We start from the raw sequence: 12,703 nt of genomic DNA on the forward strand, positions 1-12,703 counted from the left end.
AGGAAGGCCGGCTGTCGGCGCGACCGAGCCGGTGTAAGGGACACACGGCGGGGCGCGGGGAGGACCGGCGTAACGCGGACACACGGTGGGGTGTCATGACATGCCCCTTACGCCCCCGTCCCGCACGCTGGAAGGGCCATGCCTGATCACCGCGTGCCCACGCCCGTCCGCCGCGTGCTGGAGAGCCGCCGCGCGTTCCCGATGCTGCTGATCGCCGTCGTCGTCGGGGCGACGGCTGTCGACGCCTCGGCGGGGCCCGGACTGCACATCGCCATGTTCACCGGCATCGTCCCGATGATCGCCGCCCTGTGGTGCTCGTACCGCTGGACGGTCGCGGTCGCCGGTGTCTACCTCGTGTGCCTGCTGTTCGTGCAGGTCTTCACGGTGCCGCTGTGGTCGACGGCGAGCAAGGCGGTCGGGATCTTCAGCGCGGTGCTGGTGTCGGTGTTCGCGGTGGCGCTGTGCCGGGTGCGCGGCGAGCGGGAACGGCTGCTGGCCCGGACGAGCATGGTCGCCGACGTGGTCCAGCGGGCCATGATGCGCGAGCTGCCGCTGACGGTCGGCGGCGTCCGCGTCGCCGGTTTCTACGTGTCCGCCCAGGAGGGCGCCCGCATCGGGGGCGACATCTACGAGGCGGTGCGGACCCCGTACGGGCTGCGGTTCATGATCGGCGACGTGCAGGGCAAGGGGATGCCCGCGATCGGCGCCGGACACGAGGTGCTGGCGTCCTTCCGGGAGGCCGCCCACCACAAGCCGTCGCTGGAGATGATCGCGCAGCGCATGGAAGAGGCGCTGGCCCGCTACAACACCCAGTCGGCCGAACGCGGCATCCAGGAACGGTTCGTCACCGCCCTGCTGCTGGAGACCCCGGCACCCGGCCGGGCCCGGGCGCTGTCGTGCGGCCACATCCCGTACTACCTGGTGCGCGGCGACGAGGTCGTCGAGTGCCACGACGGCGAGGGCGGCCTGCCGCTGGGGCTGGGCGTGCTGACGGGGGAGCCGCGGCGCGGCGCGCCCGCCGACTGCGAGGCGGACGACTGGCTGGTGCTGTGCACGGACGGGGTGACCGAGGCCCGGGGCCGCGACGGCGAGTTCTACCCGCTGCGCGACCGCCTGACCGGCTGGACCCACCTGGGCCCCGCCGACCTGGCCCGCGCCCTCGAAGCCGACCTGACCCGCTTCACGGGCGGCCGTCTCAAGGACGACGCGACCCTGCTGGTCGTCCGCCGCCTGCCCTTGAGGCAGGAACCGTTCCCCGAGCCGGGGTGGGAGGCGCGGACCGACCGGGAGGCCGTCCCCGTGCCCGTCTCCGAACTCGCGGGCCCGTCCGCGCCCGAACCCGGCTCGGCGGAGGAGCCGCCGCTGCCGCCGCGGTGAGCGGTGCGGACGGGGGCCACGACGAGCGGGACGAATCAGGCCACCGCGCCGACGAGGCCGGGCGAGCCCACCGCACCGAACGCCCCCGGCGGGGCCCCGCAGCCGGTTCGCCGCCCCCTCAGTTCAGCATCGCCCGCGCTGCCATCGCCCGCTGCCGCACCGCCCGGGCGGTCGCCGGGTCCACCGGCTCCAGCACGTCCGCGTACTCCTCCAGCTCCGCCGCCCCGTGCGGGAAGTCGCCGCGCTGGACCAGCAGCTCGGCCCGCTCGTAGCGGAGCCGGGCGGGGTGGCTGGGCAGCAGGAGCGACAGGTCCAGGGCCCAGAGCTGGACGTCGCTGCGCTCGGGGCGGGCCGCGGCCCAGGCGCGGATGTTGTTCAGGACGCGCAGGACGATCTCCAGCGGGTCGGCGGGGGAGAGCATCTCGGCGGTCGGCGGCGCGCCGGTGGCCCCGGCGACCAGCGTCCGCGCGTCCTCGTCGGTCAGCGGGCGCCCGCCGTCGAACGGGTCGGCCAGGACGTGTTCCCCGTACGGGTCGCCGAACCCGACGACGAAGTGGCCGGGCAGCGCCACCCCGTACACGGGAGCGCCCGCCCGCCGGGCGACCTCCATCCACACCACCGACAGCAGGATCGGCAGCCCGCGGCGGCGCCGCAGCACCTCGTGCAGCAGGGAGGACTCCAGCCGCCGGTAGTCGGCGGGGGAGCCCCGGTAGCCGCAGCGGTCGCCGAGCAGGTCCGCGAGGTTGCGGGCCCAGCGCAGCGGCCCGGCGTCGAGCGGGCGCACCGCGCCGCCCTCGGGCGCGGCGGCCGGGCGGCGGGCGGGCACGTACGGGAGCAGGCCGGCCAGCCGGTCCAGTTCGATCTGGGCGGCGTCCACACCCGCCTCGCCGAGCGCGGGGTCGGCCTCGGCGGCGATCAGCAGGCACAGCAGCGCGAGGTCCGGCCGCTCCTCGCGCGCCGCCTCGGCGAAGAGGCGGCGCCGGGCGTCCGGGCTGCCGTACGGGTCGGGGTCGGGGGACATGTCTGGTGGGTACCCGCTCAGCGGGGGCCTCCTTGTGGGGCACGCCAATGGTGGTACGTGTGGTGGGTCGCGAAGCCCATGCCGTCGTACAGCGCGCGGGCTCCCTCGTTGTCCGTCTCCACCTGGAGGTAGGCGGCCGAGGCGCCCTCCTCCAGGGCGCGGCGGGCGAGCGCCGCCATCACCGCCGTGGCCAGCCCCCGCCGCCGGTGGGCCGGGCCGACCTCGACGGCCGTGAACCCGGCCCAGCGCCCGTCCACCACGCACCGGCCGATCGCCGCGGGCGCGTCGTCCTCACCGTCTCCGGGGACGGTGGCGAACCACACGGACGGCCCGCCGCACAGCACCTGGCGCACCTCGGGCGCGGGCCGGACGAACCGCTGGTAGGCGGCCAGCCAGCGATCGTCGATCTCCCGGGTCAGCGCCACCCGGGAGACGTCGGCGGGCAGGTCGCCGACGGGGGCGAGGCCCGCGATCCGCACCTCGGCGGAGACCTCGCGGGTCCAGCCGCGGGTGGCCAGCTCGGCGGCCAGCTCCTCGTGCGTGCCGGCCGCGCCCGTGCTGACCTGCAGGTACGTGGGCAGCGCGCGGGCGTCGTACCAGGCGCGGGCGCGCGCCAGCGCCTCGTCCAGCGGCACCCCCGGGTCCTCCAGGGGCAGCACCGAGTTCGCCCGCCGGGTGAACCCGCCCGCGGCGCGCAGCTGCCAGCCGCCGATCCGGGCGCTCTCCACGGGCGGCCAGGCGCGGGCGGCCACGCCGTCCAGTTCGCGGGCGCTGGTGGCCGGGCCCCGGCGGCGGGCCGGGGCGGCGGGCACCACTTTGCCCGCTACCAGGTCGGATTCGTTGATCCGTACCATTTCGCCGTCCCGGCGTGTGATCATCAACACATCCTCGGTCCATGACGTGAGCACGCCGACGGTGTCGGTGAACCGCCGACCACTGTCGGTGGCGCCGGCCAAGCGCCGGACAGATACCCTTTTGCCCACGTCATCACGGGTGATGCGGACCTCAAGCCGTCCGCCCGCAGTGAATTCCACGGCTACATCCGCCCCTCTTGTTCGTCTCCTGCCCGCGACCGGAGATACTAGGTGCGGGCATCGACGACGCCGCGCTCCCGCGCGCCCCGCGGCGGAACTGACAAGGGGTCCGCCGGCCCTACCGAGGAGGAACGACAGCGTGACCTACGTCATCGCGCAGCCTTGTGTCGACGTCAAGGACAAGGCATGCATCGAGGAGTGCCCCGTCGACTGCATCTACGAGGGCTCCCGGTCCTTGTACATCCACCCGGACGAATGTGTCGACTGCGGCGCCTGTGAGCCGGTCTGTCCGGTCGAGGCGATCTTCTACGAGGACGACACCCCGGACGAGTGGAAGGACTACTACAAGGCGAACGTCGAGTTCTTCGACGAGCTCGGCTCGCCCGGTGGTGCCAGCAAGCTCGGCCTGATCGAGCGGGACCACCCCTTCATCGCAGCGCTGCCGCCGCAGAACCAGTAAGCGGTCGCCCGGCGCCGCCCCGGTCCCGCACGGCCCCGCCTCCGCCGCTTCGGCACGGAGGTACGGGTGCCGTGCGGGACCGGGGCGTTCGCGCCGCCGGACCGCCGTCGGGCGGCGCGGCCCCACCGGCCGCCCGCGGCACCGGTCAACGCGACACCGGACCGACGAAAGAGAGCACCGTGGGCGCCGTCTCCTCCCGCCTTCCCGTCTTCCCCTGGGACCGGCTGGAACCGTACAAAACCGCCGCCGCCGCGCACCCGGACGGCATCGTGGACCTGTCCGTGGGGACGCCGGTCGACCCGGTGCCCGCGGTGATCCGACGCGCCCTGACGGACGCCGCCGACAGCCCGGGCTACCCCACGGTCTGGGGCACCCCCGCGCTGCGCGACGCGCTCACCGGCTGGTCGGAGCGCCGCCTGGGCGCCACCGGCCTCACCCACCACCACGTCCTCCCGGTGGTCGGCTCCAAGGAACTGGTGGCCTGGCTGCCCACCCAGCTCGGCCTGGGCCCCGGCGACAAGGTGGCCTACCCCCGCCTGGCCTACCCCACCTACGAGGTCGGCGCGCGGCTGGCCGGCGCCGAGCCGGTCGCCTACGACGAGCCCTGGGAGCTGGACCCCGCCGGCCTGCGCCTGCTGTGGCTGAACTCGCCGTCCAACCCCACCGGCCGCGTGCTGAGCGCCGACGAGCTGCGCCGCACCGTCACCTGGGCCCGCGAGCACGGAATCCTCCTCGTCAGTGACGAGTGCTACCTGGAGCTGGGCTGGGAGGCGGATCCCGTCTCGGTGCTGCACCCGGACGTCTGCCAGGGGTCGTACGAGGGCCTGATCGCCGTCCACTCCCTGTCCAAGCGCTCCAACCTGGCGGGCTACCGCGCCGCCTTCCTGGCCGGCGACCCGGCCGTCCTCGGCGAGCTGCTGCTGATCCGCAAGCACGGCGGCATGATGGTCGCGGCGCCCGTCCAGGCGGCGACGGTGGCCGCGCTGGCCGACGACGCGCACGTCGCCGAGCAGCGGGAGCGCTACGCCCGCCGCCGTACGGCGCTGCGCACCGCCCTGGAGGGCGCGGGCTTCCGCATCGAGCACAGCGAGGCGTCGCTGTACCTGTGGGCGACGCGGGACGAGCCGTGCTGGGACACCGTCGGCGACCTCGCCAAGCGCGGCATCCTCGTGGCGCCGGGCGAGTTCTACGGCGCGGCGGGGGAGCGGTTCGTCCGGGTCGCGTTCACGGCGACGGACGAGCGGGTGGAGGCGGCGGTCCGCCGCCTGGCGTAGCAGGCGTACGGTCCGAGGGCCGTCCCCCACGAGACGGGGAAGGGCCCGGGGGCCGTTCCCACGACATGGAAGGGCCCGGGGAGTGCGAAGCGCACTCCCCGGGCCCTCGTCCTCCCCGGGCCGCGGCCCGGACGGCGATCACTCGCTGAGCAGGTCCGACTGCGCGAGCTTGCCGTTCGGCAGCAGCTTCTCGGTGTCCACGCCGTCGTGGAGCAGTTCGCGGGTGGGCAGGGTGTCGCCGTCCATGCCGCTGGTCGGCAGCGCCTCCACCAGGCCGCTGTGGGTGGCGGTCTGCGTGGTCGAACCGAGGTACTGGCCCGTGTGGCGCGCCGTCTCGCCGGTGAGCTTCTGCACGGCCGGGGTGGCGCGCTTGATGGTGGTGCCGCCCGTCTTGCCCGCCGCCGGAACGGTGTCCCGCACCGTCTGGCTGCCGACCTCGCCCGCCAGGCCGGTGGTCTCCTGCGTGGCGCGGTCGGCGGTGTCGGCGAGGTTCCCCGGGTCCACAGCGGTCAGTCCGGCCAGGTCGGGGCCTTTGTGCAGTTCCACGGCGTGGGCGGAACCGGCAGCACCGACCAGCGGAGCCGCGCCCGCGGCGACCAGCAGCGCGGCTCGGGCGATCCGGCGCGAAAGGGGGAGGGACATGGCGCTCCTTTTACGGAGAGGGACTGGTTCTTCTGACAGACGTGCCGTGTCCGCCGGGCGGACGCTGTGACTACCGCGCCAGTCCCGGGAAGGTTGCGGTACGCCGAGGTAAAGAATCGGTAACGGGTCACATAATCGTCCCCGGAGAAATCCGGGCGAACTCGGCCGCGAACACCAGCGCGGAGAAACGTCACCGTCCCTTATGTCGCCTGGCGGCGTCGGCATGTCGCGGGGTCGGCGAGGCAAACACCTGGCAGTTGCGGCGACTTGACCCGCCTCCCCTGCAAGAGGGACCTGCCGGACTACTGTGCGGTCACGATTCTTACGTCAGTCGAGTCACGCCCCGGGGCGTCGCCGTCCGCCTTTTGCCAGCCCTCTTCGGCGTCGGCCGCGCTCCACCGCCGCCCGCCGTAGGTGATCTGCTCGATCCGCAGCTCCCCCGCGTGCGCGACCGCCCAGGACGCCAGCTCCCAGCCGCGCTGCTCCGGACCGCCCCCGCCCATGGCGGCGTCCCGCTGGACGGGCACCGTCAGGACGTTGCTCTTCTCCGTGTCCTTCTCCGCGCTCTTTCCCGCACCGCCCCCGGCGTCCGCGCGCTTGCCGGGCCGCTTGGCGTCGGCGGCGCCGTCCGCGGCCGTCCGCGGCAGCACGTCCGGCCCGAACTCGCGGACCAGCTTGTCGCGCACCGCCGCCGCCCCGCCCGTGCTCGCGTCCACCGGCCGGCTCTGCGAGCAGGACAGCGCGGCGGGGTCGCGGCCGGTGAGGGCGCCGGTCAGCAGCGCCGCGCGGGCCTCGTGCTTGGCGTACGCCTGCGGATAGCCGCTGCGCTGCACCTTCTGCGCCGCGACGGTCAGCGGCAGCCGCGAGTAGCCGGGGACCTCGGCCAGGTGCGTGTAGAACTCCCCGGCCGCGTACACCGGGTCCATGATCTGCTCGACGGTGCCCCAGTCCTGGGACGGCCGCTGCTGGAAGAGGCCCACCGAGTCGCGGTCGCCGAAGTCGATGTTGCGCAGCCCCGATTCCTGCATGGCGGTGGCCAGCGCGATCGTCACCGCCCGCTCCGGCAGCCCGCGCGCCGAGCCCACGGCCGCTATCGTCGCGGCGTTCGCGGCCTGTTCGGGCGACAGCTCGTACGGCTCGCCGTCGCCCTCGGCCCGGACGACGCACTTCGGCGCGCCCGGCCCGCCCGTCACGTACTGCACCAGGAGATAGACCGCCAGGCCGATCAGCACGGCGAAGGCCGCGGCGATGCGCAGGGGACGCTTGCGACGCACGGGGGCGGTGGGCTGGACAGACACGCTGCCAACCGTACTGGAGCACGGCCGATAGGGTCGGACCATGGACCACTCCCCGCAGCTCCCGCTCCTGGACCTGTCCCTCGACGCGGCCCAACTGACCGCCCGGCTGGTCGACATCCCCTCCGTCAGCCTGGACGAGAAGGACATCGCGGACGCCGTGGAGCACGCGCTGCGCGCCCTGCCCCACCTGACGGTGCACCGCGACGGCAACTGCGTGGTGGCCCGCACCGATCTGGGGCACGCCGAGCGCGTCGTGCTGGCCGGGCACCTGGACACCGTCCCGATCGCCGGCAACGTCCCCTCCCGGCTGGACGAGGACGGGGTCCTGTGGGGCTGCGGCACCTGCGACATGAAGTCCGGCATCGCCGTGATGCTGCGCCTCGCCGCCACCGTGCCCGCGCCGAACCGCGATCTGACCTTCATCTTCTACGACGCCGAGGAGATCGCCGCCGAGCACAACGGCCTCAAGCGGCTCGCCGAGCACCACCCCCAGTGGCTGGAGGGCGACTTCGCGATCCTGCTGGAGCCCACCGACCTCCAGGTGGAGGGCGGCTGCCAGGGCACCCTGCGGGTCCTGCTGCGCACCGAAGGGGAGCGCGCGCACTCGGCCCGCGCCTGGATGGGCAGCAACGCCGTGCACGCCGCCGCCCCCATCCTGGCCCGGCTGGCCGCCTACGAGCCGCGCCGGGTGCTCATCGACGGGCTCGAATACCGCGAGGGCCTCAACGCCGTACGGATCGAGGGCGGCGTCGCGAACAACGTCATCCCCGACGGCTGCACCGTCACCGTCAACTTCCGCTACGCCCCGGACCGCACCCAGGAAGAGGCGCTGGCGCACGTCCGCGAGGTGTTCGCGGACTGCCCGGTGGCCGAGCTGATCGTGGACGACCACTCGCCGGGCGCGCTGCCCGGCCTGTCCCACCCGGCGGCCCGCGCCTTCATCGAGGCGGTGGGCGGCGAGCCCCGGCCCAAGTTCGGCTGGACGGACGTGGCGCGCTTCAGTGCGCTCGGCGTCCCCGCCGTCAACTACGCTCCCGGCGACCCGCTGCTCGCGCACAAGAAGGACGAACGGGTCCTCGCCGCGCAGATCGTGGAGTGCGAGGAGCGGCTCCGGGCGTGGCTCACGGCCTGAGTGCCCTGCGATCAGGACGGCCGGGGTGGCCCCGGGAGGCATCGCGGGCACGGACGTGCCGCGTCACACGTCCTACCCTGAGCAGCAATGATCCGTTTGCGGAGGGAGCTCGACATGGCCAGTCCTGAGGGAGCGGGCAAGCGCGGGGAACAGCGGCTGGGGCGCGTGCTGCGCCGCCACGACCAGGTGCAGCCCGGGACGACCGACCAGCGCCTGCTGGACTCCGAGGGGCCGTCGGACTGGGTGCACACCGACCCGTGGCGCGTGCTGCGCATCCAGTCCGAGTTCGTGGAGGGCTTCGGCGCGCTCGCCGAACTCGGACCCGCCGTCAGCGTCTTCGGCTCGGCCCGCACCCCCAAGGGCACGCCCGAGTACCTGGCCGCCGAGCGGATCGGCCGGGCGCTGGTCGAGGCCGGATTCGCGGTGATCACCGGCGGCGGGCCCGGCGCCATGGAGGCCGCGAACAAGGGCGCCCACGAGGCCGACGGCGTCTCCGTGGGCCTGGGCATCGAGCTGCCCTTCGAACAGGGCCTGAACGAGTACGTGAACCTCGGCGTCGACTTCCGGTACTTCTTCGTCCGCAAGACCTGCTTCGTGAAGTACGCGCACGGCTTCGTGGTGCTGCCGGGCGGCCTGGGCACGCTGGACGAGCTGTTCGAGGCGCTCACGCTGGTGCAGACGCGGAAGGTGACCCGCTTCCCGATCGTCCTGTTCGGCACCGACTACTGGAGCGGCCTGGTCGGCTGGCTGCGGGACACCCTCGTCGCGCAGGGCAAGGCCGCGCCGCGCGACTTGGAGCTGTTCCACCTCAGCGACGACGTGGACGAGGCGGTCGAGCTGGTGACGAAGGAAGCCGGGGTGTAGTCCGGGCCGGAGCCCTCCGCGGGCGGCGGCCGTCATCCGGCCGCCGGGCCCCGCCCCCGGGTCAGGCCAGTCCGCGCCGCGCCACCGCCGGCGGCCGGTGGCCCGCGATCGACGCCACCATGTCGAGCACCTGCCGCGTCTCGGCGACCTCGTGGACGCGGTACACCTGGGCACCCAGCCACGCGGAGACCGCCGTGGTCGCGAGCGTGCCCAGCACCCGCTCCTTGACGGGCTTGTCCAGCGTCTCGCCCACGAAGTCCTTGTTGGACAGCGACACCAGCACCGGCCAGCCGGTCGCGGTCATCTCGCCCAGCCGCCGGGTGGCTTCGAGGCTGTGCCGGGTGTTCTTGCCGAAGTCGTGGCCCGGGTCGATGAGGATCGCGTCCCGCCGCACGCCCAGCTCCACGGCGCGCTCGGCCAGGCCCACGGTGACCCGCAGGATGTCCGCCATCACGTCCTCGTACCCGATCCGGTGCGGTCGGGTGCGCGGCTGGACGCCGCCCGCGTGCGTACACACCAGGCCCACGCCGTACCGGGCCGCGACCTCGGCCAGCTTCGGGTCCACCCCGCCCCAGGCGTCGTTGAGCAGGTCCGCGCCGGCCTCGCAGACCGCCTCGCCCACGTCGTGCCGCCAGGTGTCCACGCTGATCACCACGTCCGGGTGCCGGCGGCGCACCTCGGCCACGAACCCGACCGTGCGCCGCGCCTCCTCCTCGGCGGTGACCTCCTCGCCCGGTCCGGCCTTGACCCCGCCGATGTCGATGATGGCGGCGCCCTCGGCGACCGCCTGCTCGACGCGGGTCAGCGCCGGTTCGTCGCGGAAGGTCGCCCCCTGGTCGTAGAAGGAATCCGGGGTCCTGTTGACGATGGCCATGATCACCGGCTCGTGCGGGCCGAACTCGCGCTTTCCCAGCCGCAGCATTGCGTACTCCTTCTCCGTGGTCCGCCAGCGACCCTAACTGTCACCGGCGCATGGCACGATCGGTGCAGACGGACAGCATGGGGAGATGGTCGTGTTCTGGTTTCTGCTGATCGCGATGGTCGTGGTCGTGGCCGCGGTCACGCTGATCATGGTCGGCGGCCCGTCCGCCGACGGGGCGGGGGACGGCGGCGGCCTGCGGGACGCCGTGCCGGACCGGCCGCACGCCCCGCTGCCCGCCGACCGGCCCGCCGTGCGGGCCGACGTGGAGACGCTGCGGCTGCCCGTCACCGTACGCGGCTACCGCATGGCGGACGTGGACGACGTGCTGGACCGGCTCGGCGCCGAGCTGGCCGAGCGGGACGCCCGGATAGCGGAGCTGGAGGCCGCGCTCGCGGGCGCGCACGCCGCGGCGATGGGCGGGCCGGGGCTGGTCAAGGACGCGAAGGCGGACGCGAGGGCGGACGTGAAGGACACGCGGGACCTGAACGGGGACGCCCCCAAGGGCCAGGCGTCCGGCGGGCCGGAGGAGGGGGAGACGCCATGACGGGATCCCAAAAGAACACGGTCAGGAAAGACACGGTCAAGAAAGAGCGGGAAACCTCATGAAGGCAGTCGTCACGGCTCCCGACGGTCTGCCCCGCTGCCCCTGGGGCATGGAGGCCCCGGCGATGGCCGACTACCGGGCGTACCACGACACCGAGTGGGGCCGGCCGGTGCACGGCGACGACGCGCTGTTCGAGCGGATGAGCCTGGAGGCGTTCCAGTCCGGGCTGTCCTGGATCACGATCCTGCGCCGCCGGGAGGGCTTCCGCGCCGCGTTCGCGGACTTCCGGATCGCGGCGGTGGCCGCGTTCACCGACGAGGACGCCGCGCGGCTGCTCGCCGACCCCGGCATCATCCGCAACCGCGCCAAGATATCCGCGGTGCTCGCCAACGCCCGGGTCGCCGCCGAGCTGGCCCCCGGCGAGCTGGACAAGCTGATCTGGTCGTACGCGCCCGAGCGGGCCGGCCGCCCGGTGCCGCGCACGACCGCCGACGTGCCGCCGCTCACGCCCGAGTCCACGGCGCTGGCCAAGGACCTCAAGAAGCGCGGCTTCCGCTTCGTCGGCCCCACCACCGCGTACGCGCTGATGCAGGCGTGCGGCCTGGTGAACGACCACCTGGCCGACTGCCACGCGCGAGCGGGCGCGGAGGCGGCGGCGGGGGCCTGACGGGGACGGGTGGCCTGTCGGCGGCCGGTGGCCCGCGCTCCGGTGGGGCCGTGGGCCTGTCGGCGGCCGGTGGTCCCGTGGGCCGTGGGCCCGTGGGCCGTCGGTCCCATGGGCCGTGGGCCCGCCGCCGCCTCCGGTCGGCCTACCGCCCCTCGAAGCGCGGCTTCTCCTTCTTCACGAACGCCGCCACGGCGGTCCGGTGGTCTTCGGACAATCCTGCCCGGGTCTGGAGTTCGTCCTCCTTGGCCAGCGTTTCCGCCAGCGTGTGCCCGGCGCCGAAGGCCAGCGACTCCTTGATCGCGGCGTAGGCCACGGTCGGGCCCTGGGCCAGCCGCCGGGCCACGGACTTCGCCACCAGCGCCAACTCCTTGTCCGGGACGACCTTGTCGACCATCCCCAGTTCCCGCGCCTCGTAGGCGTTCACCGACCGGGGGAAGAGCAGCAGCTCGGCGGCGCGGCCGTGGCCGATCAGGCGCGGCAGCGTCCAGGACAGGCCGGAGTCGGCGGACAGCCCCACCCCCGCGAAGGCGGTGGTGAAGGACGCGCCGGCGGCGGCGATGCGGTGGTCGGCGGCCAGCGCGAAGCCCGCGCCGGCGCCCGCGGCCACCCCGTTGACCGCCGCCACCACGGGCTTGGGCATCCCGGCGATGGCCATGACGATCGGGTTGTAGTGCTCCCGCACGGTCCGCATCGGGTCGCTCCCGCCGGCCGCGCGGTCCGCGTCCAGCGAGGTGATGTGCTCCTTGAGGTCCTGCCCGACGCAGAAGGCGCGGCCGGTGGCGGTCAGCAGCACGGCCCGCACGGACGGGTCCGCGGCGGCCTCGCGCAGCGTGTCCCGCAGCGCGTTCTTCGCCTCCGTGTTCATGGCGTTCATGGCGTCGGGACGGTTGAGCGTGACGGTCCCGACGCCGTCGGTGACGTCGTAGAGCACGGTGTCGGCCATGGTGGGTCCCCTCCGTCGCGGATCGCCTGCCGGGCGGTGGCAGTGCGGCCCGATCAGGATGCCGGAGATCATCCGTGGGGGACATGTGACGAACGCCGACATGTGACGTACGTCAAACGACGATGGCGAACGCGGCATCGCGCGGTGGCGCAGTATTGCAGCCACCTTGCCGAAATGTGGGGTTTTGCGAGAGCGCGTTGCCGAAGGGATGCGGCCCGATGTTGGTCACCGGGTCGTGCGATGCGGGATAATGGCCTGGAAGCAATGTGTTCGATGCCGGTGACACGGCGCCTCTATAGGGCCGTCGGCTGACGATGAGCTGGTTTCAGGAAGGGGAACGAGCATGGCGGCCATGAAGCCGCGGACGGGCGATGGCCCGCTCGAGGTGACCAAGGAGGGGCGGGGCATCGTCATGCGCGTTCCGCTCGAAGGCGGCGGTCGGCTCGTCGTCGAGCTGACACCCGACGAAGCCAAGGCCCTGGGTGAGGCCCTGGAGAAGGTCACCGTCTGACGGGCGGTTCTGTC

General features: G+C 73.8%; 14 protein-coding genes. 8 read left to right on the forward strand and 6 right to left on the reverse strand.

Annotated elements, in window-relative coordinates; translation table 11 throughout:
- Nucleotides 1–138 precede the first annotated feature (138 nt).
- Nucleotides 139–1,377: a PP2C family protein-serine/threonine phosphatase gene (locus ABZX96_RS26465; RefSeq protein ID WP_355549177.1), complete on the forward strand. Its 1,239-nt coding sequence runs from the start codon at nt 139–141 to the stop codon at nt 1,375–1,377.
- 118 nt (nt 1,378–1,495) lie between these two features.
- On the opposite strand, the gene ABZX96_RS26470 is transcribed toward ABZX96_RS26465, so the two are convergent.
- Both ABZX96_RS26470 and ABZX96_RS26475 read right to left on the reverse strand, forming a co-directional pair.
- A complete protein-coding gene (locus ABZX96_RS26470; RefSeq protein WP_355549179.1) occupies nt 1,496–2,398 on the reverse strand; it encodes a transglutaminase-like domain-containing protein in 903 nt (300 codons plus the stop codon).
- Nucleotides 2,399–2,415: 17 nt separating this feature from the next.
- Nucleotides 2,416–3,432: a GNAT family N-acetyltransferase gene (locus ABZX96_RS26475; protein ID WP_355549181.1), complete on the reverse strand. Its 1,017-nt coding sequence runs from the start codon at nt 3,430–3,432 to the stop codon at nt 2,416–2,418.
- A 139-nt stretch (nt 3,433–3,571) separates the two neighbouring features.
- Here ABZX96_RS26475 and fdxA point away from each other — a divergent pair, with 139 nt between their 5' ends.
- Complete coding sequence (gene fdxA, locus ABZX96_RS26480; RefSeq protein ID WP_004950253.1) at nt 3,572–3,892, forward strand: ferredoxin; 321 nt, start codon at nt 3,572–3,574, stop codon at nt 3,890–3,892.
- Nucleotides 3,893–4,071: 179 nt separating this feature from the next.
- Nucleotides 4,072–5,166, forward strand: a complete 1,095-nt coding sequence (dapC, locus tag ABZX96_RS26485) for a succinyldiaminopimelate transaminase (RefSeq protein ID WP_355549183.1) — start codon at nt 4,072–4,074, stop codon at nt 5,164–5,166.
- Between the two features lie 138 nt (nt 5,167–5,304).
- Here dapC and ABZX96_RS26490 read toward each other — a convergent pair whose 3' ends face one another.
- Both ABZX96_RS26490 and ABZX96_RS26495 read right to left on the reverse strand, forming a co-directional pair.
- Entirely contained in the window at nt 5,305–5,808 is a 504-nt protein-coding gene (locus ABZX96_RS26490; RefSeq protein WP_355549185.1) for an ATP-binding protein, read from the reverse strand.
- 302 nt (nt 5,809–6,110) lie between these two features.
- The gene (locus tag ABZX96_RS26495; protein WP_355549187.1) at nt 6,111–7,106 is read right to left on the reverse strand and encodes a heavy metal transporter; all 996 of its coding nucleotides are present in this window, start codon (nt 7,104–7,106) and stop codon (nt 6,111–6,113) included.
- 40 nt (nt 7,107–7,146) lie between these two features.
- On the opposite strand from ABZX96_RS26495, the gene dapE reads away from it, so the two are divergent.
- On the forward strand, nt 7,147–8,238 hold the full coding sequence (gene dapE / locus ABZX96_RS26500; RefSeq protein WP_355549189.1) for a succinyl-diaminopimelate desuccinylase: 1,092 nt from the start codon (nt 7,147–7,149) through the stop codon (nt 8,236–8,238).
- 114 nt (nt 8,239–8,352) lie between these two features.
- Nucleotides 8,353–9,102, forward strand: coding sequence for a TIGR00730 family Rossman fold protein (locus ABZX96_RS26505; RefSeq protein ID WP_355549191.1), 750 nt, complete (start codon nt 8,353–8,355; stop codon nt 9,100–9,102).
- Nucleotides 9,103–9,163: 61 nt separating this feature from the next.
- On the opposite strand, the gene folP is transcribed toward ABZX96_RS26505, so the two are convergent.
- Nucleotides 9,164–10,024, reverse strand: coding sequence for a dihydropteroate synthase (folP, locus tag ABZX96_RS26510; RefSeq protein ID WP_355549193.1), 861 nt, complete (start codon nt 10,022–10,024; stop codon nt 9,164–9,166).
- 91 nt (nt 10,025–10,115) lie between these two features.
- Here folP and ABZX96_RS26515 point away from each other — a divergent pair, with 91 nt between their 5' ends.
- The gene (locus ABZX96_RS26515) at nt 10,116–10,568 is read left to right on the forward strand and encodes a DivIVA domain-containing protein (RefSeq protein WP_355549195.1); all 453 of its coding nucleotides are present in this window, start codon (nt 10,116–10,118) and stop codon (nt 10,566–10,568) included.
- A 58-nt stretch (nt 10,569–10,626) separates the two neighbouring features.
- Nucleotides 10,627–11,235 carry a DNA-3-methyladenine glycosylase I gene (locus ABZX96_RS26520; RefSeq protein WP_355549197.1) on the forward strand — a complete coding sequence of 203 codons (609 nt, stop codon included), beginning with the start codon at nt 10,627–10,629 and terminating at the stop codon, nt 11,233–11,235.
- A 142-nt stretch (nt 11,236–11,377) separates the two neighbouring features.
- On the opposite strand, the gene ABZX96_RS26525 is transcribed toward ABZX96_RS26520, so the two are convergent.
- Nucleotides 11,378–12,178: an enoyl-CoA hydratase-related protein gene (locus ABZX96_RS26525; protein WP_355549199.1), complete on the reverse strand. Its 801-nt coding sequence runs from the start codon at nt 12,176–12,178 to the stop codon at nt 11,378–11,380.
- Between the two features lie 343 nt (nt 12,179–12,521).
- On the opposite strand from ABZX96_RS26525, the gene ABZX96_RS26530 reads away from it, so the two are divergent.
- The gene (locus ABZX96_RS26530; RefSeq protein WP_003985072.1) at nt 12,522–12,689 is read left to right on the forward strand and encodes a DUF3117 domain-containing protein; all 168 of its coding nucleotides are present in this window, start codon (nt 12,522–12,524) and stop codon (nt 12,687–12,689) included.
- Nucleotides 12,690–12,703 lie beyond the last annotated feature (14 nt).

This window comes from Streptomyces sp. NPDC003077 (genome assembly GCF_040611095.1).
In the GTDB taxonomy this organism is placed as follows: domain Bacteria; phylum Actinomycetota; class Actinomycetes; order Streptomycetales; family Streptomycetaceae; genus Streptomyces.

Coding starts and splice junctions, on each gene's coding strand:
- ABZX96_RS26520 (WP_355549197.1), top strand. CDS start 10,627: ATGAAGGCAGTCGTCACGGCTCCCGACGGTCTGCCCCGCTGCCCCTGG.
- ABZX96_RS26530 (WP_003985072.1), top strand. CDS start 12,522: ATGGCGGCCATGAAGCCGCGGACGGGCGATGGCCCGCTCGAGGTGACC.
- ABZX96_RS26490 (WP_355549185.1), bottom strand. CDS start 5,808: ATGTCCCTCCCCCTTTCGCGCCGGATCGCCCGAGCCGCGCTGCTGGTC.
- folP (WP_355549193.1), bottom strand. CDS start 10,024: ATGCTGCGGCTGGGAAAGCGCGAGTTCGGCCCGCACGAGCCGGTGATC.
- ABZX96_RS26470 (WP_355549179.1), bottom strand. CDS start 2,398: ATGTCCCCCGACCCCGACCCGTACGGCAGCCCGGACGCCCGGCGCCGC.
- dapE (WP_355549189.1), top strand. CDS start 7,147: ATGGACCACTCCCCGCAGCTCCCGCTCCTGGACCTGTCCCTCGACGCG.
- ABZX96_RS26505 (WP_355549191.1), top strand. CDS start 8,353: ATGGCCAGTCCTGAGGGAGCGGGCAAGCGCGGGGAACAGCGGCTGGGG.
- ABZX96_RS26525 (WP_355549199.1), bottom strand. CDS start 12,178: ATGGCCGACACCGTGCTCTACGACGTCACCGACGGCGTCGGGACCGTC.
- ABZX96_RS26465 (WP_355549177.1), top strand. CDS start 139: ATGCCTGATCACCGCGTGCCCACGCCCGTCCGCCGCGTGCTGGAGAGC.